We start from the raw sequence: 24,425 nt of genomic DNA, 5'->3' as shown, positions 1-24,425 counted from the left end.
GTTTTACGCCATTTGACGGAAAAGTGCTCAGCGCGCCCGATCGGCGGGGATCGTGTCGATGCTCTGGTCGCCGCCGAGGGTCTGGTAGAGGCGGACGAGGTTTTGCGCCTTTTCGAGCCGCGTCGCGATCAGGGTGCGGCGGGCGCTGTAGGCGCTGCGCTGGGAATCGAGCGCGGTCAGATAGGTGCCGATCCCGCCGCGATAGCTGGCGTCGGCCAGGAAGGCACTGTCGCGCGCGGAGGATTCGAGCTGGCTGTCGGACGTCAGCTGGCTTTCGATCGTGCCCCGGCGCGCCAGCGCGTCGGAAACCTCGCGGAACGCCGTCTGGATCGCCTTCTGATAGGTGGCGACCGCGGCGTCGCGCTGCGCCTTGGCCGAACGCAGGCTGGCGGCATTGCCGCCCCAGTCGAAGATCGGCAGCTGCGCCGAGGGGGCGACCGACCAGGTGAAGGCATCCCCCTGAAACAGCGACGACAACGCCTGGCTGGTGAAGCCGGTCAGTGCGGTCAACGCGATGCGCGGGAAGAAGGCCGCGCGCGCCGCCCCGATCCGGGCGTTCGCGGCGTAGAGCTGATATTCGGCCTGCACCACATCGGGGCGGCGCAGCAGGATGCCCGAATCCAGCCCGGCCGGCAGTTCGGCGAGCAGCCCGTCGACATCGTCGATCCCGCCCGGCAGTTCGGCATCGGCAACCGGGCCGCCGACGAGCAGTTCGAGCGCGTTCCTGTCCTGTGCGACCGCGGTGATCTGCCGCGCCTGATCGGAGCGCGCCTGCGCGAGGATCGTCTCGGCCTGTCGCACATCGGTGCGCGGCGCGATGCCGCCTTTGAGGCGCGCGGTGGTCAGGTCGACGCTACGGCTGGCGCTCGCCTCGGTATCTTTCGCGATGGCGAGCAGGCTGCGATCGGCGGCCAGCTGCAGATAGGCGTTGGCGACTTCGGACACGAGCGTCAGCCGCACGCCGCGCGCCGCCGCTTCGGTGCCCAGATATTGATCGAACGCGGCGTTGGACAGGCTCTGGAGCCGGCCGAACAGGTCGATCTCCCACGCGGTCACGCCCGCCTGCGCCTGATAGGTGGTGCGCACGCCACCACCGCCGCCCTGGCCGATATTGGCGCCGCTGCTGTTATCGGGATTACGCCGCTTGGTCATGTTGCCCGAGGCGTTGAGCTGCGGGAAGATATCCGACTGGGCGACGCGATATTCGGCGCGGGCGGCGGCGACATTCGCGATCGCGATGCGCAGATCCTGATTGCCCGCCAGCGCGCGTTCGATGATCGCCTGCAGCTTGGGATCGCGCAGGATGTCGCGATAGGCGACGGTCGGCAGCGTCGCCTCGCTCTGGCGCAGATAGGCGTCGCCCTGCGGCCAGCTGCGCGGGATGATCGGCTCGGGCCTTTTGGGGTTCGGCCCCATCGAACAGCCGGCAAGCAGGGCGATAGCGATCAGCGGAAGCGCGCGCTTCATGTTCACGCCTCCCTCGGACCGGCGCGGCCACGGAATATCTTGCGCACCAGCACGAAGAACAGGGGCACGAAGAAGATGGCGAGGAAGGTCGCGGTCGTCATCCCGCCGATCACGGCCGTGCCGATCGCGACGCGGCTCTTGGCGCCCGCGCCGGTCGCGATCGCCAGCGGCAGCACGCCGAAGATGAAGGCGAGGCTGGTCATCATGATCGGACGCAGGCGGATGCGCGCGGCCTCCAGCGCGGCTTCGAGCGGCGCCTTGCCATGCTTTTCGGCATGTTCGGCGAACTCGACGATCAGGATCGCATTCTTGGCGGAAAGCCCCATCGTGGTCAGCAGGCCGACCTGGAAATAGATGTCGTTTTCAAGGCCGCGCGCCAGCACCGCCAGCGTCGCGCCGACCAGGCCGAGCGGGATGACGAGCATCACCGCGATCGGGATCGACCAGCTTTCGTAGAGCGCGGCAAGGCACAGGAACACCACCAGCAGCGACAGCGCGTAGAGCATCGGCGCCTGCCCGCCCGACAGCCGTTCCTGATAGGACAGGCCCGACCAGGCGATCGAGGTGCCGGGCAGTTTGGCCGCAAGCTCGGCGATCCGCTCCATCGCGTCGCCAGAACTGCTGCCTTCGCCGGCCTGCCCCTGAATCTCGTAGCTCGACGACCCGTTGAAGCGGGCGAGCGTGTTGGGCGCGCGCGCCCAATGGAAGGTGGCGAAGGCGGAGAAGGGCACCATCTGCCCGGTGGTCGAGCGTACGAACCAGTCGTTCATGTCCTCGGGACGCGAACGGAATGGCGCGTCACCCTGCACATAGACGCGCTTCACACGGCCGCGATCGACGAAGTCGTTTACATATTGGCCGCCCCATGCGGTCGACAGTGTGTTGTCGACACTGGCCTGCGACACGCCCAGCGCGCCGACCTTTTCCTGATCGATATCGATCGCTAGCGTGGCGGTGTCGTCCAGATTGTTCTGGCGGATCTGCGTGAGCGCGGGATCATTGTTCGCCGCCTGGATCAACTCGTCGCGCCGCGCCTTGAACTCCTCATGGGTCAGTCCGCCGGTGTTGAGCAACTGCATCGAAAAGCCGCTCGACTGGCCGAGGCCGCGCACCGCAGGCGGGCTCAGCGCGTTGAACTGCACGTCGCGCAGCTGGCGGCTGACGGCGGCCGTCGCACGCCGCGTGATCGCCTCAACCGAATTTTCCGGGCCCTTGCGGTCATCCCAATGCGCGAACGACATGAAACCGCGGCCGGTATTCTGGCCCTGGCCCTGGTTCGACGTGCCGATCACCGTGTAGATCGTTTCGATATTCGCTTTCTCCTTGGTCAGGAAATAGCGTTCGATTGCGGCTGCGGCCTCCAGCGTGCGGCGCTGCGTCGCGCCGGGCGGCAGCGTGTACTGGAGCTGGGCGATGCCCTGATCCTCGACCGGCAGGAAGCTGGTTGGCAGGTTCAGGAAGACGACGACCAGCAGCACGATCAGCGCGACAAACACCGCCATCGCCGCCTTAACATGGCTGAACATCCGCTGGACGGCGGCGACATAGCGATTGGTCGTCCGCTTGAACCAATCGTTGAAGCGGTCGCCATAATGATGGGCCTTCGTGACCCAGCGATGCTCATGCGCGATCGCTTCCCTGTCGCGACGCTTGAGGACGGTGGCGGCGAGCGCGGGGGACAGGATCAGCGCCACGAATACCGACAGCACCATCGACGAGACGATCGTGATCGAGAATTGCTTGTAGATCATGCCGGTCGATCCGCCGAAGAAGGCCATCGGCAGGAATACGGCGGACAGAACCAGCGCGATCGCAATCAGCGCGATGTTGATCTCGCCCATCGATTTGATGGTGGCTTCGCGCGGAGTGAGGTTCGGTTCCTCCTCCATCACGCGCTCGACATTTTCGACGACGACGATCGCGTCGTCGACCAGCAGGCCGATGGCGAGGACCATCCCGAACAAAGTCAGCGTGTTGATCGAAAAGCCTGCCGCCGCCAGCACACCGAAGGTGCCCAGCAGAACCACCGGCACCGCGATGGCGGGGATCAGGGTCGCGCGCCAGCTTTGCAGGAACAGGAACATCACGATCACGACCAGAACGATCGCCTCGATCAGGGTGATGATCACGTCCTCGACCGACAGCTTGATGAAGCGGGTGCTGTCATTGGGGAATTTGTAGGCGAAGCCGTCGGGCAGCGACGATGCGTGCTCGTCCATATATTGCCGAACGAGTTCGGCGGTCTTCAGCGCGTCCGATCCCGGCGCGAGCTGGATCGAGATGCCCGCGCCCGGATGCCCGTCGAGCCGGCTGACATTGGTATAGCTTTCATTGCCCAGCTCGACCCGCGCGACATCCTGCAACAGCACGCGCGAGCCATTGCCCTGCGTCTTGAGGACGATGCGCTTGAACTGATCGACATTGGTCAGCCGCGACTTGGCGGTGACGATCGCGTTGAGCATCTGGCCGGGCGCGGAGGGAAGGCCGCCGATCTGGCCAGCCGCGACCTGGGTATTTTGCGCCTGCACCGCCGATATGACATCGGCCGGGGTGAGTTGAACCGCCGCCAACCGGTTCGGATCGAGCCAGATGCGCATCGCATATTGTGCGCCGAACACGTTGACGTCGCCGACGCCGTCGATGCGGCCCAGCGGCTCCTGCAGATTGGATACCAGATAGTCGCTGACGTCGTTACTGGTGACGCGATCGGTCGAGTCATAGATGGCGACGACCATCAACTGATCGGCATTGGACTTGGTGACGACCAGTCCCTGCTGCTGCACCTGTTGCGGCAGACGGGGCAACGCCTGCTGCACCTTGTTCTGCACCTGCACCTGCGCGATGTCGGGATCGGTCCCCTTCTCGAAGGTGACGGTGATGCCGACGCGGCCCGACGAGTCCGAATTGGACTGAAAATAGATCAGCCCATCGATGCCGGTCAGTTGCTGTTCGATGATCTGGGTAACGCTCGTCTCGATGGTCTCGGCCGATGCGCCCGGAAAGTTCGCGCGGATGTTGACCGTGGGCGGCGCGATATCGGGATATTGTTCGACGGGCAGCGTCAGGATGCCGCCGACGCCCAGCAGCATCACGATGATCGCGAGGACCCAGGCGAAGATGGGCCGATCGATGAAGACGCGCGACAGCATCGTTTAGCCGCGCTTGCCTTCCTTGCCGCCGGCAGGCGGGGAGCCGGCCGGAACGGGCTTGATGTCCTGCTTCTGCCGGATCTTGCCCAGCCCCTCGACGATCACCTTGTCGCCGGGCTTGAGCCCGTCGGTGACGAGCCACTTATCGCCGATCGTGCGTTCGGCCGTCACCTTCTGCTGCACGGCCTTGTTGTCGGGGCCGACGAGCATGACGGTCGCGTCGCCCTTGGCATCGCGGGCCACGCCCTGCTGCGGCACGAGGATCGCGCTCTTTGCGGTCGCCTGGCTCAGCGCGGCGCGGACATACATGCCGGGCAGCAGCAGGCCCGTCGGATTGGCGAAGCGCGCGCGAAGGGTAACGGTGCCCGTCGTGGGATCGACCATCGCTTCGGTGAATTCGAGCCGTCCGGTCGCCGGATAGTCGCTGCCATCCTCAAGCTTCAGCTTCACGGTAGCCGCCGAGGGGATCACCCCGCCGCCGGTGAGCGCGCGGCGCAGCGCCAGATATTCGCTCGCCGACTGCTGGATATCGACGAAGATCGGATCGAGCCGCTGGATCGTCGTCAGCGGTTCGGCCTGATTGGCGGTGACGAGCGCGCCGGTGGTGAACAGCGAACGGCCGACCCGGCCGGTGATCGGCGCGGGCACCTTCGTAAAGTCCAGGTTGATCCGCGCGGTCTCAAGGTTGGCGCGGTTCTGCTCGACGGTTGCGGATGCCTGACGCGCGGCGGCGCGGGCGTCGGTATAATCCTGCTGCGACACCGCCTCGATCTTGGCGAGCGGTTCGAGCCGCTGGGCGCGGGTCGCGGTCGCCTCGCGATTGGCCTCGGCATTGGCGAGGTTCGCATTCGCCTGATTGAGCGCGGCGCGATAGAGGCGCGGATCGATCTGATAGAGCGTTTCACCGGCGCGCACGATGCTGCCTTCGGTGAACAGGCGCGACTTGATCAGGCCGGTGATCTGCGGGCGGACTTCGGATGTCTCGAAGGCGGAGGTGCGGCCCGGCAGCTCGACCGGCAGCGCGACCGATTCCGCCTTGACCACGATATAGCCGGCTTCGGGTGTCGGACGCTTCTGATCGTCCTTCTTCCCACATGACGACAGCACGACGGTTGCGGCGAGCAGTGCCGCATATTTCCACTCCGACCCCGCCTTCATTGCCGGAGTTGCACCGTCGTCATCACTGTCCTCGCTTTGCTGCGCTGCGTTATAAGCAGCGTTCGCGGGCAATCGGAAGCGATTAGCTGCATAAACAGCGAATTTCACACGTTACGCAGCCGTAGCATCGAACCACGCCAGCGGAACAGGATGGGTTTCCCGACTGTTTCCACCTCGTATCGACAAGAAAATTCGGAGAGGCCGTCATGCTCGGAACCGTGCTGCTCGTAATTCTGATTCTGATCCTCGTCGGCGCGCTGCCGACCTGGGGCTATAGCAGCGGCTGGGGCTATGGCCCGTCGGGGATCCTCGGCGTCGTCGTCGTGATCCTGCTCGTTCTGCTTCTGCTCGGTCGAATCTAGTCGGCCAGCCGATCGAGCAGCGCCTTCGCGGCCCGATCGACTTCGTCCCACGTCACTTCGAAGCCGTCGTCATCCCCGAAATAGGGATCGGCGACGGATTCGCCTTCCATCCCCGGCACCAGATCGAGCAGCAGTGAAACCTGGGCGGTGCCATCGGCCGGGGCGACGCGCGCCAGATCGGTGAGGTTCTGGGCATCGAGCGCGAAGATGTGGCTGAAGCGCCGGAAATCGTCCGGCGCGACCTGCCGTCCGCGATAGCCCGAAATATCGATCCCGTTCGCCCGCGCGATCGCCTGCGCGCGCCTGTCCGGCGGGCGTCCGACATGCCAGTCGCCGGTCCCGGCGCTGTCGATCGTCACGTCCAGCCCCGCCGCCTCGGCCCGCGCGCGAAACGCGGCCTCGGCCAGGGGGGATCGGCATATGTTGCCGAGACAGACGAAAAGGACTGCTGACCTGCTCAGTTGCCGCGCTCGTCACGGCGGGCTTCGAACGCCTGGCGCGCATTGGCGAGTTCGGCCTTGTCGACCGTGCCGTCACCATTGGCGTCGAGCCGGTCGAACATCGGCGCGGGCGCCTTGTCGAACTCGGGGCGGCTGACCTTGCCGTCCTTGTCGAAATCGGCCTGCGCGATCATCCGCTCCATACGGCGGCCGCCGCGTTCGTCGCTCGCGGCGTCCGCGCTCGACAGGAAGCCATCCTTGTTGGCGTCCATCTCGGTGAAGTGCGATCCGCGATAGGCGAGATATTCGGCCCTGCTGATCGCGCCGTCGCCATTGGTGTCGGCGGCTTTCAGCATCGCCATCGGATCGCCGCCGCCCATCTGCGCGAGCGCAGGCGCGCCGAGGCTCAGCATCGTCATCGCGGCAAGCGCCGTCATCCGCTTAATCATGATCGCTCTCCTGAATAGGAATTGGCGCCGCTTATACAGCGACGCCTTTTCCCTGCATGAACGATTTGACTGATCAGGCGACTTCGGCAGCCTTGGCCTTCTCCGCCGCTTCCGCCCGTGCATTGCGGATGTTGGAGAAGAGGTAGCAATAGGTGTCCTCGGGGATCTGGTCGTGCGGCAGCGGCTGATCAACCTGTTCCTTGGTCGGGCCATATTTCGCCGCCAGCGGCTTCAGCGCCTCCAGATCGAACTTGTAGAGCTTGGCCGCATTGAGGCCCAGCACCTTGCGGCGGCGCGTCTCGCTCATGTCGTCGAAGGTCAGCCGCAGCGATTCCAGCGTGTAGGGATAGGTGCCCTCATAATGCGGGTAATCGTTACCCCACAGCACATTGTCCTCGCCGACCGCCTCGATCCCGTCGAGCTCGGCCTTGCTGGGGAAGGACGCGCCGTAGAAGCAATGCTCCTTGGCATATTCGCTCGGCAGGCGCTTGAGCACCCAGTCCTTGGGATCATAGACGATCTCGCCCGAGACGCCGCGCATGATGCTCTTGTGGATGCCGTCGAGCTGCTGGAGCATCGGCCCGGCCCAGGCGCAGCCGGATTCGGTCAGGATATACTTCAGCTTCGGATAGCGTTCGAACACGCCCGACAGCAGCAGGTAGCGATAGCCGGCCTGCGCATAATAGCCGACCTCCGACATCCACACCGCCTGGCCGACCAGCGAGGTGCCGTGATCGGGGATGCCCGCGCCGGTGTGCTGGTTCATCACCAGATCGTGATCCTGGATCGCGGCGAAGACACGCTCCCATGCCGGATCGTAGAGTCGCTTGAGCCACGTCGCGTCGGGCGAGATCAGCGGCAGCAGCACACCGCCGCGCAGGCCGGCCTTGGCGATATATTCGATATCCTTGACCGCTTCGTCGAGGTCGTTGGGCAGGAACACGCCGATGCCCGCGCGGCGCACAGGATCTTCGGCGCAAAAGTCCGCGAGCCAGCGGTTATGCGCGCGGATGCCGGCATTGTAGAGTTCGTAATCCTCGGGCTTCACCGCGGCCGGCGGCATCACCAACGGCTTCTTCCAGAACGGCGGCACCGTGTTCGGATAGATGACCTCGCCGACGACGCCCTGGCTGTTCTGGTCGTTCGAACGAACCTCGAAATCCCAGTTCTTGAGCTTCTTCGTGCCGTAATGCCCGGTCTGGGGGTTCTTATACGCGCCGCGCCATTCGTCGAACCGCTCGCGATATTGCGGGTCCAGATATTCGCGATAGGTCGCGTGATTGGCACCCGCATGGGTATCGGCGGTGATCAGGATATAAGGGTCGTCGCTCACGGCAGCTCTCCAAGATTATAACGCAGTATAATCATGGATGGAGCGGGCGCGCAACCGAGTCGCCCCAGCCGGTTCTCCGGGAGCGCGGAATTACCGCTTCTGATTGCGCCAGCGGTTCACGACGGTTTCGATCGCTTCCTCCTCGCCGCCGGTTTGGCGCCACAGGTCGGAGAAGACCGGATCGTTCGAAGCCGGTCGGCATGCCTCTTCCAGATCGTCGAAGCGCAGGCGGATCGGGATCGCCACGCCTTCGCCGCACACGATCGCCTCGCGATTGCGCAGCGCCGGGATGGATTCGAGGAAGCCGCGCGATCCTTCGGGCATCGCGGCCTTCACGAACGCCTGGTCGCGATCATTGTTGAGGCGCATCGCGATGATCGTGCCGCACTGGCTGAGCACGCCTTCGGCCAGATCGGACGGGCGCTGCGTAATCAGCCCCAGCGATACGCCGTACTTGCGGCCTTCCTTCGCGATCCGTTCGAGCACCTTGCGCACCGCCTGTCCGCGCCCGGTATCGGCGGCGGGGATGTAGCGATGCGCCTCTTCGCAGACGAGCAGCACCGGATGCTCGGCGATGCCGCGCGCCCATAACGCATAATCGAACACCATCCGCGCCAGCACCGAGACGACGACCGACGTGATTTCGGATGGCACGCCAGATACGTCGATCACCGAAATCGGCCGCCCGTCGCCCGGCAGGCGGAAGATGCGGGTGATGAACGCCTTCATCGCATCGCCGACAAGCATGCCGGAGAACATGAAGGTGTAGCGCGGATCGTTGCGGATCTCGTCGATCTTGGTCTTGAGCCGCAGATAGGGCGCGCTGTTGTTCGCCTTGTCGAGCTTGCCCATCTCGGCCGCGATGATCGCGGTCAGATCGGACAGGACATAGGGGATCGGGCTGTCGACGGTCAGCCGGGTCAGCCCCTCGGCCATACGGCTTTTCTGCCGCGCGGCGAGCAGGCATTTGGCGAGGATGTCGGCATCCATCTGCCGCTCTGCACCGCTGGTGGTCAGCAGCACCTCGCAATGTTCTTCGAAGTTCATCAGCCAATAAGGCATGGCGAGGTTCGAAACGTCGAAGGTCGCGCCGACATCCCCGAAGGCCGCGCCATATTCGCCGTGCGGATCGATCATCACGATATGGCCGGCGGGCGCCATCTGGCAGATGCGGTGGAGGATCAAAGCGGTCGCGGTCGATTTGCCGGTGCCGGTCGATCCCAGCAGCGCGAAATGCTTGCCCAGCAGCGCATCGATCTGCAGCGCGGCAGGGACGGCGTCGGTCGGGTAAACGGTGCCGACGCGGATGTCGGGCACGCCCACCGTCCCGAAGATCGCGCCCATGTCCGCGGTCGAAACCGGCGATACGACGCAGCCGGGCAGGGGGAAGCGGGTGACTCCGCGACGGAAGCCGGCGATGCCGCCATCGGGCGTGACTTTGCTTTCGCCCAGAAAGTCGATGTCGGCGATGATCCCGCCGTCCGCCGCGCGCAGGCCCTGGATCGCCGCGACGACGATTTGCGCACCCACCGCGATGCGGATCAGCGATCCGACCTCGCCCGCCATCGCGGTCACGGCGTCGGGATGCTGGCCGGCGGCCGCCACGGCGCTCGCATCAATCCGCGCGGTCGCGCCCGATCCGGACACGGCCTCGATCGTGCCGATGGCGATGCTGTCGGTGGACGGGGTGAAAGCTGACTGCGAGACGAAATCGTTCATCGCATCGGCTTAAACGCGCAGGCGTTAATTCAGCGTTTCAGCCTGTCCGAAATCTGCCCCGCCGCCCAGCCGAGCGCGAGCGACAGTGCGATCGCGACAAGGCCGTAAATGATGGCGTGCTTTTCGGCCCAGCGTGCGACGAACGCTTCGAAGCCCGATTTGGCGATGTCGATGTCGCGCGTCGCCGCCGCGATCACGCGCCCGTCCTGGATCAGGTAGGTTTCGGCGGTGTAGCGCCCCACCGGCACGCGCGCGGGAATCGCGATGCGCGCGCGATAGAGAACGCCCTCGCTGATCTCCACGCCATGCGCCGATTCCGAATAATAGCCGCCGCGCCGCTTGAGATCGACGACGCCCTCCTCGAACCGCCGCGCCTCCGCCGGATCGCCGCCGCTGGAGGGGGAGAGCTGGAGATTGTCGATGCCGAGTTCGTAGATCACGGCGGTGCGCGGCTGGACGATCGATCCGATCGGCTTGGACGATGCCAGCGCGTAGAAGGACGGGACCGATCGATAGGCGGCGCTGTCGGCGTTGATCCAGATGCCGGCGATCCGCGCCTTTTCGCGCACCAGCACCGGCTCGGGTGGCCCTTTGATGACGACCGCAATTTCGGGCGGCTTGGTCGGCGCGCGGCCGCCCGGATAGAGGATCGCGCCGAACAGTAGCAATTCGGCGCCGGTGAAGCTGTAGATGATGTCGATCTGCCGCTGCGACACGTCGGGCACCAGCTTGGGTTGCTCCGCGCCCATCAGCATCGGCGCGATCGTCAGCAGTGGGAGGAGCCAGCGCCGCTTCATGCCAGCGGCTCGATCGAATAGATTTCGGCCGGGCGCCAGCCGAGGCCCAGCCCCATGCGGATCGCCACCACCAGCACGATGAAGGCGAGCGCGAGGCGCAGATATTCTGGCTTGATCAGCTGCGCGAAGCGCGCGCCGATCTGCGCCCCCGTCACACTGCCGATCAGCAGCAGGGCGGCGAGCACCATATCGACCGCATGGGTCGTCAGCGCGTGGACCATCGTGGTCGCGGCTGTCACGAACAATATTTGGAACAAGGAGGTGCCGACGACCACGCGGGTCGACATGCCAAGCAGGTAGATCATCGCGGGAACGAGAATGAAGCCGCCGCCGACCCCCATGAGCACCGTCATCATGCCCGTCGCGAAGCCGAGCAGAGCTGGCGCGAGCGGGGAGATGTAGAGGCCCGATTTATAGAAGCGCCACCGCAGCGGCAGGATCGCGATCAGCGGATGGTGGCGTCGTGAAGCTGGCTTCGGCGCCGCGCCGCGCCACTGGCGGACGAGCAGGCCGATCGATTCGCGCGCCATCATGATGCCGATGCTGCCCAGCAGGACGACGTAGAGCAGGCCGACCACCGTATCGATCTGGCCCAACTGCTGGAGCAGGCGGAACAGCCAGCCGCCGGCAAGCGATCCGATCGCGCCGCCCGCCACCAGCACCCAGCCCATATGATAATCGACCCCGTCGCGCTTGCCGTGCGCGATCACACCGGAGACGCTGGCGCCGGTGATCTGCGTCGCCGACGATGCGACCGCGACGGCGGGCGGGATGCCGTAGAAGATCAGCAGCGGCGTCGTCAGGAAACCGCCGCCCACGCCGAACATGCCCGACAGCAGCCCGACGATCCCGCCGAGGCCGACGATGACCAGCATGTTCACCGACAGGCCGGCAATGGGCAGGTAAAGGTCCATTGCTGCGATCGCTAAACCATTTCGGGTCTGCGGGCCAAGAGGCGAGCGAGCAATGATTCCTAACCGGAAAATGGCAGACCGTTATAAGATTCCGGCGCTATAGGGGCCGCAGCAATCGATTCGAGGAATGTGATGAAGTCGGCCGATGCCGTAAACAAATCGGGCCAGGCGCTGGGTCGCAAGGGCCACGGAACGCGCCAGCGCGTGATCGAAGCAACCGAGGCGCTGCTCAAGGAATCGCGCGGTATCGCCCCCCCCGTCGCCGCGATCGCGCGGGAGGCGGGCATCTCGCCGCCGACCTTCTATCTCTATTTTACCGATGTCGGCGAAGCGATCTTCGCGGCGATGGAAACGCTCAACGAACGCTTCGATCCGGTCGTCGCGCTGCTGACGGCGGATTGGCCGGAGACCGAGCGGCTCGATCATGCCCGCGCTTATGTTCGGGCCTTCTTCGCCTACTGGCGCGACAACGCCACCTTGCTGCGCGCGCGCAACCGGCTGGCCGATGAAGGCGACGATCGCTTCGTGCAGATGCGGCTGGAATCGGCGGCGCGGCTTGCCGAGCCCTTCACCCGCAAGATTCCCGATGCGGTGGTCGACGGAAAGGTCGTCGCCGAAAGCTATGACATTGCGGCCGGGCTGATGGTGGCGATGGAGCGGATGGCGACCGTCATCACCCTCGAACTCTATCCCGAGGCCCGCACCGCGCCCGAACCGAACATCAACGGCCTTGCCTGGCTGTTGGCGAGCCACCTGACGCGGTAACTTCTTGATCCTCCCCGGAACGGGGAGGGGGACCGGCGAAGCCGGTGGAGGGGGCGAGAGGCTGGGCGGCATCGCCAGTGGCCAGCCCCCTCCGTCGCCTTCGGCGCCACAGTGCGAGGTCGGATCGTCCCCCGGACGATCCTTCAACATGCCGGGGGCATGTTGAACCTCGCGCTCCGTTCCGCGGAGGATTTGTCTAAACCCGCGCCGTCAGCCCGCCGTCGCACGACATCACCGATCCGGTGATGAAGGATGCGTCGTCGGACAGCAGGAACAGCACCGCCTTCGCCTGATCCTCGGGTGTGCCGATGCGCTTTACCGCCTGGTTGCCGACCAGCATGTCGACATATTCCTGCGGCGTCTGGCCGCGGAAGGCGGGCGTGTCGGTCATGCCGGGGGCGAGCGTGTTGATCCGGATGTTGCGCGGGCCGAGCTGCTTCGACAGCGACAGCGCGATCGAATTGAGGCCGAGCTTCGCGGCGCTGTAATGCCCGCCCGCCATCCATGCGGCCGACGAACTGACGTTCACGATCGCGCCGCCGCCAACCTTTTCCATGTAGGGGACCGCCGCGCGCGTCATCGCGAGGCTGCCGAGCAGGTTGATGTCCATCAGCCGCTTGAGCTCGTCCCAGTCGATATCGAGCAGCGACTGCATCGACATGCCGCCGAACAGAGCCGCATTGTTGACCAGATAGTCGATCCGCCCGAAGCGTTCGGCCGCAAGCGTCGCCAGCGCGGTGCAGCTTTCGAGCGAGGCGATGTCGACGATGCCATAGGTCGCCTCACCACCCGCCGCCTCGATCGCCGCGACGGCGGCCTTGCCGCTCTCGTCCTTCGTCGCGCCGACGACGATCTTCGCGCCCTTGGCGACAAGCGCATCGGCGATCGCCTGGCCGATATTGCCGGGTTTCACGCCGGTGACGATCGCGACCTTGCCTTCGAAGCTCATATCCACCCCTATCTTCGTTGGTGCGGGGCTAACATCGCGATGCCGCCCTGTTCAACGTTGCCGTTACACGATGTCCCGCGCTACCGAGGCGCACAAATGTGGTAGTGCCGCATAGAGATAGGGGGAGAAGATGCGTGGGTAATCCAGTTCGGCGCAAGGCGGTCGTCACCGGGGCGAGCGGCGGCATGGGCCGCGCGTTGGCGCGGCGCTTCGGCGCGACGATGGATCTGGTGCTTACTGATGTCGCCGCCGACAAGCTGCGCATGCTGACCGAGGAACTGCGTGGCGAAGGCTATACCGTCGCGGCCTCGCTGCCCGGCGATCTGGCGGAGGATACATTGCTGGCCGAACTCGTCGCCGGGCTGGGCGGGGAGGGCGGGCTTGGCGCGCTGCTGCATGCCGCCGGCCTGTCGCCGCAGCTTGCCGACTGGGATCGCATCATCCGGGTCAATCTGGTCGCGACCGAAAAGCTGCTCCGCGCGATCGAACCCGCGCTGGCGCCCGGATCGGTCACGGTGCTGATCGCGTCGGTCGCGGGCCATCTGATGGGGCCGAATATCGAGATCGATACTTTGCTGTCCGATCCGGTCGACCCCGCGCTGATCGATCGGCTGCGCCCGAAGATCGCCGCGCCGGGGACGAGCGATTTCGGGGCGTCGGCAATGGCCTATGGCGTGTCGAAACGCCGCGTGATCGACATGGCTGAGCGCCGCGCCGGCCGATGGGCGGCGAAGGGCGCGCGAATCGTTTCGATCTCGCCGGGGCTGATCCACACCCCGATGGGGCTTCGCGAGGTTCAAGACCCAAGTGCGGCGGGAATGCTTGCGATGACGCCTGCTGGACGCTGGGGCACCGTGGCCGACATTGCCGAGGCCGCGTGGTTCCTGTGCAGCGAAGGCGCGAGCTTCATCACCGGTTGCGACCTGCGGGTCGACGGCGGCGTGATCGGGGCGATCCGGACGTCGATCGATCCGGCGATGCGCCCGATGCTGGCAAAGGCGGAGTGATCCGGAGCGGCGGAGAAATCGGCCGCCGCGCTTTCCAAATCTGCGACAGGATGTAACGTCCATCGCGTCCAGGGGATCGGCGGGGACAGCCGACCCGACATGAGGAGAGGCGAATGGCGATTACATTGACGTATCCCGAAGGCTGCGCGCTCGTCTGCGGCGGCACGGGGCGTGTCGGGCAGGGCGTCGTGCGGCGCATGGCGCAGACCGACGTGCCGACCATCTTCACCTATCGCAGCAACAAGGAGGCCGCCGACGCGCTCGAGGCCGAACTGCGCGCCGAAGGGCTGAAGGTCTGGGCGCGGCAGATGGATATGGAAAGCGATGCGTCGATCGACGCGACGATCGCCTTCGCGCAGGAACAGGCAGGCCGCCTTCACAGTGTCCTGATCCCGGCGGGCGCTCCGGTGCCGTTCAATCGCATCGCCGACTTCACGACTGAGGAGGTCGAAACCTTCTTCAAGGGCGACGGCCTCGCCTTCTTCCGCGTCGTCCAGCGCGTCGTGCCGCATTATCGCAAGGCGGGCGGGGGTAGCTTCGTGCTGTGCACCACCTTCGCCAACAAGCGCGTCATCGATTTCGACGGCATCTCGCCCTTCTCGAAGGGCGCGGTCGAGGCGCTGATCCGCCAAATCGCGGCGGAAGAGGCGCCGTACAATATCCGCTGCAACGGCGTGGGCATCAGCGTGGTGATCCCCGCGACGATGGAGCAGTTCATGGCGATGATGCCGCCCGATCCGGGCGCTGGCCTCGATGTCACCACGCCCGAACAGATGATGTGCAACCTGCTGAACCGGGTTGCCGGCTGGCTGCGCTCGGGCCGCCCCGCGGCGCCGGAGGAGGCGGGGGATCTGTTCGCCTATCTCGCGTCGAACCAGGCGTCCTACGTCAGCGGACAGATCGTCATCGTCGACGGCGCGGCTGCGCTGTAACCTCGCCTCTATTCGTCATTGCTTCCCCCGGACCAAGTCCGGGGTCGCAATGACGAGTGGTTTTTATAGCGGTCGCTCTAATTCTTCCTGGGCTGGCCCGCGCAGAAGCTGATCAGGCTCTCGCTGCCATCGGCGGCGAAGGCCGAGACGCCGAAGAAGGTGTCGTCGATATTGACGTCCTTCAGGAACAGTTCGGTCGCGCCCTTCACGTCGCGATGGTCGGTCCAATCCATCCCGTCGGCGCGGCGCCAATAGACGCGATAGCCCGCCGCACCGGGGGCGGCATCCCACCGCACCGTCGTATCGTTCGACAGCGCGCCCGTGATCGTCGCATTGGTCGGCGCGGCCGGCGCGTTGGCGAGAGCGGCGATCGTCGCGACGTTGATGTCGGTCACGCGCGCCAGATAGGGAAAGTCCATCGCGTCGATCGTGTCGCCATAGACGCGGCCATTCTCGGTCCGCAGATCCTGATGCTCGCGATCATAATTTTCGGTCGCTTCGGAAAAGCGGATCGCGGGATAGCCGAGGTCGAGCGACGGGCTGTGGTCGCCCCCGCGCTGGAAACGATCGGGGCGGCGGATCGCGAGAACCTCCAGCCCCTTGATCCGGGTCGCGACCCCGTCGACATATTTGGCGAGAGCGCGAGACGGCCCGTCATCCTCGCCGCCGATCCCGCGCCGCAGCTTGGCCGCCTCGGCATCTTCGGACGATCGCATGCCCTCGCTGAACACGCGGACCTTGTCGTCGATATGGGTGCCGGCGGTGCCGTGGGTGTTGCCGACGATGTCGTTGTTGAGCATCGCGGTCACCTGCCAGCCGCGATCCTTCGCGGTGCGCGCGAGCAACTGGCCGCCCCACAGCCCCTGTTCCTCGCCCGACAGCAAAGCATAGACGATCGTCGCCTTGTGCTTCGTCTTGCTCAATATGCGTGCGGCCTCGACCACCAGCGCGCTGCCCGAACCATCGTCATTCGCGCCCGGCGCGTCGGACGTGAAGTTCATCACGTCGGTGACGCGGCTGTCGATGTGCCCGGCGATCATGATCACCCGGTTTGGCTCCTCCGATCCCTTCTGGATCGCGAGCACATTGGCGACGACCACGCCGTTTGGCGCGCGCGGGCCGGTGAACTTGTCGGCAACCTGCTCGACCGTCAGGCATCCGCCGCACGCCTTCGAAATCTCGCCGAAGCGCTTCGCCGCCCATGTCCGCGCCGCACCGATGCCGCGCTTGGGATCGGTGGTGGTCGACAGGGTATGACGCGTGCCGAAGCTCACCAGCTTTTCGACCGTCGCGTGCAATTCCTTCGGGCTCGCCGCCTCGGGCGCGGCCAGTGCAGGCGCAGCTGTGGCGAGGAGGGCGAGGGCCAAAGCGATCTTCGTCATGTGGAAACTCATCGATGAAAGGGGCGACACCAAACTGCCGTTCGTGTCGAGCGAAGTCGAGACACGTTCACGCACGCCCAGCCAACGTGTCTCGACGTCGCTCGACACGAACGGCGATGGGGAAACCTCAGCTGAGGTGGTCGAGGGCTTCGTCGGATAGCGAGCCCGGAATGATCATCAAGGGGCAGGGGAGCTTGCCCGCATCGGCGCCCGCAAAATGGGCGATCAGCTTGCCGGGCGATCCGGAAGCCGCCGCGCCCAGCACCAGAGCTGCTACGCCGGGCCGTTCCTCCAGCAGCGCGCGGACCACCGCGACCCCGTCGCCCTGCCGCACCGTGATCGACGGGCGCAGGCCGGTTTCCTCGATCAGCGCGCCTGCCGCCTGCGCGACCAGAGCCTCGGCGCGAAGCCGCGCTTCCTCCTCCATCGCCTGCTGGACGGCACCCCACTGAACGAATTCGGGCTGGTCGACGAGCGCAAGAATCTCCACCGCACCCGCCGTCTTGGCGGCGCGTCGCGCGGCGAATCGCAAGGCTACGCGCGCCTCGTCGCTGTCGTCGATGACGACCAGATATGTCCGCATTGCCCCGCTGCCCTCTCGCGAATTTTCGCATCAAGGCTGGCGCAAACATGACGGATGTGCAAGTCGAGCACTTGACCTTCCGTGGGCCAGCACGGAAATGAAGCCCGCATTCCTGAGCGTCCCCTACGCCGAGGTCCATTCATGCCGATCGAACTGAAAATGCCCGCGCTTTCCCCCACGATGGAGGAAGGCACCCTGTCCAAATGGCTCGTGAAGGAGGGGGACGTCGTCAAGTCGGGCGACCTCCTGGCCGAAATCGAGACCGACAAGGCCACGATGGAGTTCGAGGCCGTCGATGAAGGTACGGTCGCCCAGATCGTCGTCGCCGAAGGCACCGAGGGCGTGAAGGTCGGTGCGGTGATCGCGATCATCAAGGGTGAGGATGAGGGCGATGCCCCAGCACCCAAGGCCGAGCCGAAGAAGGAAGAGGCTCCGAAGGAAGAGGCTCCCAAGGCGGAAGCGCCGAAGGCTGAGGAACCCAAGGCCGAAGCCAAGCCGGCTCCGGCGCCCGCCGCTTCTTCTGGCGATCGCGTGAAGGCCAGCCCGCTCGCCCGCCGCCTCGCAGCCGATGCCGGGATCGATCTCGCGCAGGTCAGCGGCTCCGGCCCGAACGGCCGCATCGTGAAGGCCGATCTCGACGGCGCGCCTAAGGGCGTCGCCAAGCCCGCCGAAGCGCCTAAGGCCGCCGAGGCTGTTGCGGCTCCTGCCGCCAAGTCTGCTCCGGCTCCGGCCGCATCGGGCGCCGGCAATCCGGATATCCCGCACGAAGAGATCAAGCTGTCGGGCATGCGCAAGACGATCGCGCGCCGCCTGACCGAATCGATGCAGCAGAGCCCACATATCTACCTGACGGTCGATATCGTCCTCGATCCGCTGCTCAAGCTGCGCGGCGAACTCAACAAATCGCTCGAATCGCGCGGCGTGAAGCTGTCGGTCAACGACATGCTGATCAAGGCGCTGGCGATCGCGCTGATGGAAGTGCCCGACTGCAACGTCAGCTTCGCGGGCGACACGCTGATCAAATATAAGCGCGCCGACATCTCGATCGCGGTCGCGATCCCGGGTGGCCTGATCACCCCGATCGTCACCGGCGCCGACACCAAGAGCCTGTCGGCGATCGCGACCGAGGCGAAGGATCTCGCCGCCCGCGCGAAGGACGGCAAGCTTGCCCCGAACGAATATCAGGGCGGCACCGCCTCGATCTCGAACATGGGCATGTTCGGCATCAAGCACTTCACCGCGGTGATCAACCCGCCGCAGGCGATGATCATGGCTGTCGGTTCGGGCGAGAAGCGTCCGCATGTCGTGGGCGACGAACTGACCGTGGCGACGATCATGACGGTGACCGGCAGCTTCGATCACCGCGCGATCGACGGTGCTGTCGGTGCCGAGTTGATGGCCGCGTTCAAGCGCCTCGTCGAAAACCCGCTGGGGATGCTGGCGTGATCGCACACCCTCTCCCTGCAGGGGAGAGGGGAGGGGCCCGCCGCGTAGCGGTGGGAGCGGTGAGGGCACGTTCCGCTCTCGCGCTTCGCCAAGTCTCCTCGTGCCCTCACCCTTCCGCCGCTACGCGGCTCCCTCCCTCTCCCCTGCAGGGAGAGGGATTATGAGTGGCGGCGAGCTTCCACCCACCGGCGAACCCGCGATCCGCGTGGTCGCGATGCCGGCGGATACCAATGCGTATGGCGATATCTTCGGCGGCTGGCTGCTTGGCCTGATGGACCAGGCGGCCGGCGTCGTTGCGGCCCGCTATTCGCGTGGACGCGCGGTCACGATCGCAGTCGACGGGATGACCTTTCACCGGCCGGTTAAGATCGGTGAGGTCGTTTCGGTCTATGCCGATATGATCCATGTCGGGCGCACGTCGATGAAGATCGAGGTCGCCGCTTGGCGCCGCATCCGCAATGGCGAGGAGACCGACAAGGTCACCCACGCCGTCTTCACTTTCGTCGCGATCGGTGACGACGGGCGGCCCCGCGTCATCGAACAAGACCTATCGAATACACCCAAGGGAGTCTGACCCAGTGGCTGACAGCTATGATCTGATCGTTCTCGGCTCCGGCCCCGGCGGCTATGTGGCCGCGATCCGCGCCGCGCAGCTTGGCCTCAAGACCGCGATCGTCGAGCGCGAACTGCTCGGCGGCATCTGCCTCAACTGGGGCTGCATCCCCACCAAGGCGCTGCTGCGGTCGTCCGAAATCTATCATTATATGAAGCATGCCGACAGCTTCGGCCTGTCGGCGGGCAAGCCCGATTTCGATCTGGCGAAGGTGATCGCGCGCTCGCGCGGCGTCGCCAAACAGCTCAATCAGGGCGTTACCGGCCTGATGAAGAAGCACAAGATCACAGTCCATTTCGGTGACGGCAAGCTGGTCGCCAAGGACAAGATCGCGGTGACCAAGGACGGCGCGACGACCGAGATCAGCGCGAAGAACATCATCATCGCCACCGGCGCCCGCGCCCGCGAACTGCCCTTCGCCAAGGCGGACGGCGACAGGATCTGGACCTATCGCCACGCGATGACGCCCAAGGAGATGCCGACCAAGCTGCTCGTCATCGGTTCGGGCGCGATCGGGGTCGAGTTCGCCAGCTTCTACAACGATATGGGCGCCGAGGTGACCATCGTTGAAATGCTCGACCGGATCGTGCCGGTGGAGGATGAGGAAGTGAGCGCCTTCATGACCAAGGCGCTGACCAAGCAGGGCATGAAGATCCGCACCAAGACCGGCGTCCAGAAGATCGAAAAGACTGCCAAGGGCATCAAGGCCGAGATCAAGGATCCCGACGGCAAGGTCACGACCGAAGAGTTTAGCCACGTCATCGTCGCGGTCGGCATCGTGCCGAATGTCGAGAATATCGGGCTGGAGACGGTCGGCGTCGAACCCGATCAGCGTTACCACATCAAGACCGACGAATATGGCCGCACCAACGTGCCGGGCATCTATGCGATCGGCGACGTGGTCGCGGGCCCGTGGCTGGCGCACAAGGCGATGCACGAGGCGGTGATCGCGGTCGAGCATCTGGCCGGCCAGCATCCCCACGCGATGGATCGCAACAACATTCCGGGCTGCACCTATTGCCACCCGCAGATTGCCAGCGTGGGCCTGACCGAGGCGAAGGCCAAGGAAGCGGGCTACGAGCTGAAGGTCGGCAAATTCCCCTTCATCGGCAATGGCAAGGCGATCGCGCTGGGCGAGCCGGAAGGCTTCATCAAGACGGTGTTCGACGCCAAGACCGGCGAGCTGCTGGGCGCGCACATGGTCGGCGCCGAAGTGACCGAACTGATCCAGGGCTATGTGATCGGCAAGACGCTCGAGACCACCGAGGCCGAGCTGATGGGCACGATCTTCCCGCACCCGACGATCAGCGAGACGATGCATGAAGCGGTGCTGTCGGCCTATGGGCGCCCGCTGCATATCTGATCCATGCGCTTCGTCGAACGCCGTCGTGCGTTCGGCGAAGCGCGATTGTCTTGGCGGCCCGCTGGTCGCCCTCTCCGATGGGGTCGCTCCACTCGGGGTCTAAGGAAGCGTTTTGAGTATCAGGAAGATGGTGCCGGGGCTGTTGCTCGCCTCGCTGTTCTGGATCGGTTGCTTCGCATTGCTGCAATGGCACCGCGCGACCCTCGATGACGATGTCGCGGTTCAGGAGGAGGAACCGGCGCCCGGTCTGGGCAAGCTGCTTCCGACGCCTGAGCGCCTCGTCGAGGCGGTTGTCCTCAACTCGCTCGGCTGATCATCGGCGACACATAATCGGCGTCGTGTGCGAAGGGCATTTCGGTGCCGTCGCGCATCGCCGCGAGCACTGCGGCGAAATCGGTCGCGCAGCGATAGCCCAGCCGGCGCTCCATATGCCCGGCGTCATAGACGCGCCCGATGCTTCGCGGCAGCGACCAGTCGCGCGCCGCATAGAGCGCCGTCGCATCGGGGAAGTGGCGCGCGATCACCGTCGGCGCGTCGGCCTTCAACTCGGCCGCCTCATGCGGGCCGAACGGCGTCGCGGCCGAGACGATGAAGATGTCGTGGCCGACCTCCGGCGCGCGTTCGAGCGCGGCGAGGTGCGCGGCGGCGGCATCCTCCACGGTCAGGCGCCGGTTCAGAAATTCGTTCGCCTTCATATTCTCGCCGGAAAGCGCGCGATGCGTATCGTCCTCCTCGGGGAAGAAGCGCCCGGTGCGCAGGACGATCGCGTTCAGGCCGTGATCGGCGCTGTAGAGCCGGCACAGCCCTTCGGCCGCCAGCTTGGTGACGCCGTAGATGTTGCGCGGGGCGAGCGGGCCGGTCTCCTCGGTCAGCCATACGGCGCGGTCGCCATCCTCGTCGCGGATCGCCTGGCTGATCATCAGCGATGTGGTGGACGTGAAGACGAAGCGATCATGCCCCGCCTGCGCTGCAGCTTCGAGCAGGTTGAGCGTGCCGGTGACGTTGGTGTCGATGAAGGCTTGCGCGGAATAGCGCGCGATATCGGGCTTGTGCAGCGCGCCGCCGTGAATGACCGCCTCGATCCCGCGATCGGCGAAGATGCGGTCGATCAAGGCGCGATCGACGACGGTGCCGACGATGTCGGTATCGACGCCTGCGACGACATCCAGCCCGATACAGTCATGCCCCGCCTGTCGGAGCAGCGGGGCGAGATAGCGGCCCAGCCAGCCGCTCGATCCTGTCAGAAGCACGCGCATGGCCGCGCGTTTAAGCGAAGGCCATGCGCGTGAAAATAGCCGTCGCCCCGGCGGAGGCCGGGGTCTCAGGAGATATGGGCGAAGTTGGTCGCAAAGAACTCCTGAGATCCCGGCCTCCGCCGGGATGACGAATTATGGCTTAGCGGCAGACGCGGACGCGATGGCCACGGCGCCATTCGGTCCAGCAGCGGTTGCGGTGGTTGCCGTACCAGCCACGGCCGTCGCGCCAGCGGCGATTGTCATGCCAGCGGCGGTCGTTGCGCCAGTCGCGGCGATTGTCCCAGCGGCGATTATCGCGCCAGTCGCGATCGTGGCGAACATCGTGCCAGCCGTCATGCGCCTGGGCCGGGGTCGCGGTGACGCCGAGCGACGCGATGGCGATGCCGACGGCGGTGAGCATATGAGCGATCTTCATGTCGAACATCCTTTCTCCACCCGGTGACTCGGGCAGGGTGGAGAATGGCGTGAGTCGCTCGAATCCGCGCTGAACGCGGTTGTCAGGTGGCGTTAATCCGCATCGCCCTGCTGGACGGGATTGAGCATCATCGCCGGGATCGGCCGTTCGGACCGGTTGAGCGCGAAGCCCGACGAGGCGAGCAGGGCGGTCATGTCGGGCTGTCCGCCCTGCGCGCGGATCTGTAGCGCGGTGAACCCGCTGTCGAGCAGGCGGGTGATGTCGCGATCGCGCGACCAGCCGGTCGGCGCACCCAGCACCACCGCGATCAGCCGGTGCCCGCCGCGTTCGGCCGAAGCCGTCAGCGTGAAGCCGCTGTCGACGGTGAAGCCCGTCTTGATCCCGTCCAGCCCGACATAATTGCCGAGCAGATGGTTGTGGTTCGCCATGCGCAGCTTGCCGTAGCTGTAGCTGAGCGCGCTGAAATTGCCGTAATATTGGCGGTGGTTGCGCAGCAGCGCGGCCGAAAGCGTCGCGATGTCGCGCGCCGATGTGAAATGCGCCGGATCGGGCAGGCCGCTGGCGTTCACGAAATTGGTTTGGCGCATGCCCAGAGCGCGCGCCTGCTGGTTCATCATCCGCGCGAAATTGCTCTCGCTGCCGCCGATCTTTTCGGCCAGCGCGACGGCGATATCGTTGGCGGATTTGACCGCGACCACGCCGATCGCGTCCGAAACGCTGATCGTCTGGCCGGCGCGCAGGCCGAGCTTCGACGGCGCCTGGCTGGCGGCGTGCCACGAAATCGGAACGCGATCGTCCATTTTCAGCGTGCCCGCGTCGAGCGCGTTGAACGCGAGATAGAGCGTCATCACCTTGGTGATCGATGCGGGGTGGCGGATCGCGGTCGGCTGTTCTTCGTAAAGAACCTCACCGCTGTCGGCGTCCATCAGCACCGTCGCGAAGCGCGCGGGGCCGAGCGGGCTTGCCGCGCCGGCGGGTGTCGCCACCACGGCGAATGTCGTCGGAAGCAGCGCGGCCGCGAAAGTCAGGGCCAGTGCGCAGGATGTCGTGAGCCGGTTCGCCACATCCAGTCCCCTTTGTTATCGACCAGATGCGATTGAATCTACGCGCTTTTCTGCACGCGCAACAGCCGCTGTCTTGCCCCGGATCAAACGGCTGGACTCATTTCAGGCACGGTCGACCTTGTCGGCATAGATCAGCCGGCCGGGGCCAAGGCGCTGCATGACATAGCTGAGGTCGCTAGCGCCGAAGGCGAAGCAGCCTTCCGAACGGCCCAGTTTGCCGTGCTGCGCGATCATCTGCTTTTCGGCATACCAGGCGCCGTGGATCACGACGGCGCGGGCGCGAGCGTTGCTGTTGGTCGGATCGAGGCCGTCGATCCGGCGCGAACGGCCGTGATTGCCCGAATATTCTTCCGCGGTGACGAAGGCGCCCTGCGACGAGGCGGCCGATCCCGGTGCATTCGAAAATTGCTTGAGCCAGCCGGTGTGCGCCGGGTCCGATCCGCGGCCATGCGCGACCAGCAGGCTTTCGAGCTTGCCGGACGTGACGTCGAGGAGGTGGAAGCGCGGGGTCGACGATGCTTCGTCGAAATCGCAGATGCCGATAACGTCGCGGCACTTGATCTTGCCGATGTGGCGGCTCATCGCGGCCAGCGCCCGGGTGCGCACTTCGGGGCGCAGCGTCGGCCTGCCGATGATGCCGGCGACGGCTTCGCCCGTCCCCATCATCGCCATTCCCCCGACGAGCCCGGCGCTCATGCCAGCACTCAGCAGTCCGCGCCGGCTAACCGGCGTGTCGATCAAATCGGTCAAGAAACCCACCCGCTCTGATTACGCTTACTAATGAAGACGTTTTATCAGGGATGGTTAACGATTTCGATCAACGAGTGGACGTTTGTTCCCCGGATTTCGGGGCTTTCGCCTC

Annotated in this window: 24 protein-coding genes; 8 read left to right on the top strand and 16 right to left on the bottom strand. The window is 65.4% G+C overall.

Translation table 11 applies throughout. From position 1 onward, the window contains the following. Window positions 1-27: 27 nt before the first annotated feature. The 3 genes from EOD43_RS21645 to EOD43_RS21635 are packed head-to-tail and all read right to left on the bottom strand — an operon-like array spanning window position 28 to window position 5,774. Window positions 28-1,467 (bottom strand): efflux transporter outer membrane subunit, encoded by a 1,440-nt coding sequence (locus tag EOD43_RS21645; protein ID WP_127746378.1) that lies wholly within the window; start codon window positions 1,465-1,467, stop codon window positions 28-30. A 2-nt stretch (window positions 1,468-1,469) separates the two neighbouring features. Further along, the gene (locus EOD43_RS21640; protein ID WP_127746375.1) at window positions 1,470-4,616 is read right to left on the bottom strand and encodes an efflux RND transporter permease subunit; all 3,147 of its coding nucleotides are present in this window, start codon (window positions 4,614-4,616) and stop codon (window positions 1,470-1,472) included. A 3-nt stretch (window positions 4,617-4,619) separates the two neighbouring features. Then, window positions 4,620-5,774, bottom strand: coding sequence for an efflux RND transporter periplasmic adaptor subunit (locus EOD43_RS21635; protein WP_127746372.1), 1,155 nt, complete (start codon window positions 5,772-5,774; stop codon window positions 4,620-4,622). A 206-nt stretch (window positions 5,775-5,980) separates the two neighbouring features. Between EOD43_RS21635 and EOD43_RS21630 the strand changes: the two genes are divergently transcribed. Beyond that, complete coding sequence (locus tag EOD43_RS21630) at window positions 5,981-6,136, top strand: DUF3309 family protein (protein WP_127746370.1); 156 nt, start codon at window positions 5,981-5,983, stop codon at window positions 6,134-6,136. Here the strand turns inward: EOD43_RS21630 and EOD43_RS21625 are convergent. The 6 genes from EOD43_RS21625 to EOD43_RS21600 form a co-directional block, all read right to left on the bottom strand. Beyond that, entirely contained in the window at window positions 6,133-6,597 is a 465-nt protein-coding gene (locus EOD43_RS21625; RefSeq protein ID WP_127746368.1) for a low molecular weight protein-tyrosine-phosphatase, read from the bottom strand. The two genes, EOD43_RS21630 and EOD43_RS21625, sit on opposite strands and share 4 nt — an antisense overlap. Then, window positions 6,594-7,025, bottom strand: coding sequence for an EF-hand domain-containing protein (locus EOD43_RS21620; RefSeq protein WP_240653455.1), 432 nt, complete (start codon window positions 7,023-7,025; stop codon window positions 6,594-6,596). Before EOD43_RS21620 ends, EOD43_RS21625 begins: the two co-directional genes overlap by 4 nt. Window positions 7,026-7,098: 73 nt before the next feature. Then, entirely contained in the window at window positions 7,099-8,358 is a 1,260-nt protein-coding gene (locus EOD43_RS21615) for an amidohydrolase family protein (RefSeq protein ID WP_127746366.1), read from the bottom strand. Between the two features lie 90 nt (window positions 8,359-8,448). After that, window positions 8,449-10,077, bottom strand: coding sequence for an ATP-binding protein (locus tag EOD43_RS21610; protein ID WP_127746363.1), 1,629 nt, complete (start codon window positions 10,075-10,077; stop codon window positions 8,449-8,451). Between the two features lie 29 nt (window positions 10,078-10,106). Beyond that, window positions 10,107-10,874, bottom strand: coding sequence for a TIGR02186 family protein (locus tag EOD43_RS21605; RefSeq protein ID WP_127746360.1), 768 nt, complete (start codon window positions 10,872-10,874; stop codon window positions 10,107-10,109). After that, window positions 10,871-11,788, bottom strand: a complete 918-nt coding sequence (locus EOD43_RS21600) for a sulfite exporter TauE/SafE family protein (protein ID WP_127746357.1) — start codon at window positions 11,786-11,788, stop codon at window positions 10,871-10,873. Before EOD43_RS21600 ends, EOD43_RS21605 begins: the two co-directional genes overlap by 4 nt. A gap of 132 nt (window positions 11,789-11,920) precedes the next feature. Here EOD43_RS21600 and EOD43_RS21595 point away from each other — a divergent pair, with 132 nt between their 5' ends. Then, on the top strand, window positions 11,921-12,553 hold the full coding sequence (locus tag EOD43_RS21595; RefSeq protein WP_127746355.1) for a TetR/AcrR family transcriptional regulator: 633 nt from the start codon (window positions 11,921-11,923) through the stop codon (window positions 12,551-12,553). Between the two features lie 196 nt (window positions 12,554-12,749). On the opposite strand, the gene EOD43_RS21590 is transcribed toward EOD43_RS21595, so the two are convergent. Continuing rightward, window positions 12,750-13,502, bottom strand: coding sequence for an SDR family oxidoreductase (locus EOD43_RS21590; protein WP_127746352.1), 753 nt, complete (start codon window positions 13,500-13,502; stop codon window positions 12,750-12,752). Between the two features lie 134 nt (window positions 13,503-13,636). Here EOD43_RS21590 and EOD43_RS21585 point away from each other — a divergent pair, with 134 nt between their 5' ends. Together EOD43_RS21585 and EOD43_RS21580 are read left to right on the top strand one after the other, a co-directional pair. Beyond that, on the top strand, window positions 13,637-14,509 hold the full coding sequence (locus EOD43_RS21585) for an SDR family oxidoreductase (protein WP_127746349.1): 873 nt from the start codon (window positions 13,637-13,639) through the stop codon (window positions 14,507-14,509). Window positions 14,510-14,622: 113 nt separating this feature from the next. Beyond that, a complete protein-coding gene (locus EOD43_RS21580; RefSeq protein ID WP_127746347.1) occupies window positions 14,623-15,441 on the top strand; it encodes an SDR family NAD(P)-dependent oxidoreductase in 819 nt (272 codons plus the stop codon). Window positions 15,442-15,518: 77 nt separating this feature from the next. Here EOD43_RS21580 and EOD43_RS21575 read toward each other — a convergent pair whose 3' ends face one another. Together EOD43_RS21575 and EOD43_RS21570 are read right to left on the bottom strand one after the other, a co-directional pair. Then, window positions 15,519-16,823: a M28 family peptidase gene (locus EOD43_RS21575; RefSeq protein WP_127746344.1), complete on the bottom strand. Its 1,305-nt coding sequence runs from the start codon at window positions 16,821-16,823 to the stop codon at window positions 15,519-15,521. 127 nt (window positions 16,824-16,950) lie between these two features. Further along, window positions 16,951-17,406 carry a universal stress protein gene (locus tag EOD43_RS21570; protein ID WP_127746342.1) on the bottom strand — a complete coding sequence of 152 codons (456 nt, stop codon included), beginning with the start codon at window positions 17,404-17,406 and terminating at the stop codon, window positions 16,951-16,953. 141 nt (window positions 17,407-17,547) lie between these two features. Here EOD43_RS21570 and EOD43_RS21565 point away from each other — a divergent pair, with 141 nt between their 5' ends. From EOD43_RS21565 to EOD43_RS21550, 4 genes are all read left to right on the top strand, one after another. Continuing rightward, window positions 17,548-18,852: a pyruvate dehydrogenase complex dihydrolipoamide acetyltransferase gene (locus tag EOD43_RS21565; RefSeq protein ID WP_127746339.1), complete on the top strand. Its 1,305-nt coding sequence runs from the start codon at window positions 17,548-17,550 to the stop codon at window positions 18,850-18,852. 160 nt (window positions 18,853-19,012) lie between these two features. Then, complete coding sequence (locus EOD43_RS21560) at window positions 19,013-19,426, top strand: acyl-CoA thioesterase (RefSeq protein WP_127746337.1); 414 nt, start codon at window positions 19,013-19,015, stop codon at window positions 19,424-19,426. A 4-nt stretch (window positions 19,427-19,430) separates the two neighbouring features. Continuing rightward, the gene (gene lpdA, locus EOD43_RS21555) at window positions 19,431-20,828 is read left to right on the top strand and encodes a dihydrolipoyl dehydrogenase (protein ID WP_127746334.1); all 1,398 of its coding nucleotides are present in this window, start codon (window positions 19,431-19,433) and stop codon (window positions 20,826-20,828) included. 112 nt (window positions 20,829-20,940) lie between these two features. Further along, window positions 20,941-21,141, top strand: a complete 201-nt coding sequence (locus tag EOD43_RS21550; protein WP_127746332.1) for a hypothetical protein — start codon at window positions 20,941-20,943, stop codon at window positions 21,139-21,141. Here the strand turns inward: EOD43_RS21550 and EOD43_RS21545 are convergent. From EOD43_RS21545 to EOD43_RS21530, 4 genes are all read right to left on the bottom strand, one after another. Further along, a complete protein-coding gene (locus EOD43_RS21545; protein ID WP_127746330.1) occupies window positions 21,125-22,084 on the bottom strand; it encodes an NAD-dependent epimerase/dehydratase family protein in 960 nt (319 codons plus the stop codon). The two genes, EOD43_RS21550 and EOD43_RS21545, sit on opposite strands and share 17 nt — an antisense overlap. A gap of 139 nt (window positions 22,085-22,223) precedes the next feature. Beyond that, window positions 22,224-22,499, bottom strand: coding sequence for a hypothetical protein (locus tag EOD43_RS21540; RefSeq protein ID WP_127746327.1), 276 nt, complete (start codon window positions 22,497-22,499; stop codon window positions 22,224-22,226). 92 nt (window positions 22,500-22,591) lie between these two features. Continuing rightward, entirely contained in the window at window positions 22,592-23,563 is a 972-nt protein-coding gene (locus EOD43_RS21535; protein ID WP_240653453.1) for a D-alanyl-D-alanine carboxypeptidase family protein, read from the bottom strand. Between the two features lie 102 nt (window positions 23,564-23,665). Beyond that, window positions 23,666-24,322 carry a murein L,D-transpeptidase catalytic domain family protein gene (locus EOD43_RS21530; RefSeq protein WP_240653451.1) on the bottom strand — a complete coding sequence of 219 codons (657 nt, stop codon included), beginning with the start codon at window positions 24,320-24,322 and terminating at the stop codon, window positions 23,666-23,668. Between the last annotated feature and the right edge of the window lie 103 nt (window positions 24,323-24,425).

Source organism: Sphingomonas crocodyli (genome assembly GCF_004005865.1).
Lineage (GTDB): Bacteria > Pseudomonadota > Alphaproteobacteria > Sphingomonadales > Sphingomonadaceae > Rhizorhabdus > Rhizorhabdus crocodyli.
The sequence above is the reverse complement of the archived record's forward strand: the minus strand, read 5'-3'. Positions and strand labels throughout refer to the sequence as shown.

Coding starts and splice junctions, on each gene's coding strand:
- EOD43_RS21645 (WP_127746378.1), bottom strand. CDS start 1,467: ATGAAGCGCGCGCTTCCGCTGATCGCTATCGCCCTGCTTGCCGGCTGT.
- EOD43_RS21640 (WP_127746375.1), bottom strand. CDS start 4,616: ATGCTGTCGCGCGTCTTCATCGATCGGCCCATCTTCGCCTGGGTCCTC.
- EOD43_RS21635 (WP_127746372.1), bottom strand. CDS start 5,774: ATGAAGGCGGGGTCGGAGTGGAAATATGCGGCACTGCTCGCCGCAACC.
- EOD43_RS21630 (WP_127746370.1), top strand. CDS start 5,981: ATGCTCGGAACCGTGCTGCTCGTAATTCTGATTCTGATCCTCGTCGGC.
- EOD43_RS21620 (WP_240653455.1), bottom strand. CDS start 7,025: ATGATTAAGCGGATGACGGCGCTTGCCGCGATGACGATGCTGAGCCTC.
- EOD43_RS21610 (WP_127746363.1), bottom strand. CDS start 10,077: ATGAACGATTTCGTCTCGCAGTCAGCTTTCACCCCGTCCACCGACAGC.
- EOD43_RS21605 (WP_127746360.1), bottom strand. CDS start 10,874: ATGAAGCGGCGCTGGCTCCTCCCACTGCTGACGATCGCGCCGATGCTG.
- EOD43_RS21600 (WP_127746357.1), bottom strand. CDS start 11,788: ATGGACCTTTACCTGCCCATTGCCGGCCTGTCGGTGAACATGCTGGTC.
- EOD43_RS21595 (WP_127746355.1), top strand. CDS start 11,921: ATGAAGTCGGCCGATGCCGTAAACAAATCGGGCCAGGCGCTGGGTCGC.
- EOD43_RS21590 (WP_127746352.1), bottom strand. CDS start 13,502: ATGAGCTTCGAAGGCAAGGTCGCGATCGTCACCGGCGTGAAACCCGGC.
- EOD43_RS21580 (WP_127746347.1), top strand. CDS start 14,623: ATGGCGATTACATTGACGTATCCCGAAGGCTGCGCGCTCGTCTGCGGC.
- EOD43_RS21575 (WP_127746344.1), bottom strand. CDS start 16,823: ATGACGAAGATCGCTTTGGCCCTCGCCCTCCTCGCCACAGCTGCGCCT.
- EOD43_RS21570 (WP_127746342.1), bottom strand. CDS start 17,406: ATGCGGACATATCTGGTCGTCATCGACGACAGCGACGAGGCGCGCGTA.
- EOD43_RS21565 (WP_127746339.1), top strand. CDS start 17,548: ATGCCGATCGAACTGAAAATGCCCGCGCTTTCCCCCACGATGGAGGAA.
- EOD43_RS21560 (WP_127746337.1), top strand. CDS start 19,013: ATGAGTGGCGGCGAGCTTCCACCCACCGGCGAACCCGCGATCCGCGTG.
- EOD43_RS21545 (WP_127746330.1), bottom strand. CDS start 22,084: ATGCGCGTGCTTCTGACAGGATCGAGCGGCTGGCTGGGCCGCTATCTC.
- EOD43_RS21540 (WP_127746327.1), bottom strand. CDS start 22,499: ATGAAGATCGCTCATATGCTCACCGCCGTCGGCATCGCCATCGCGTCG.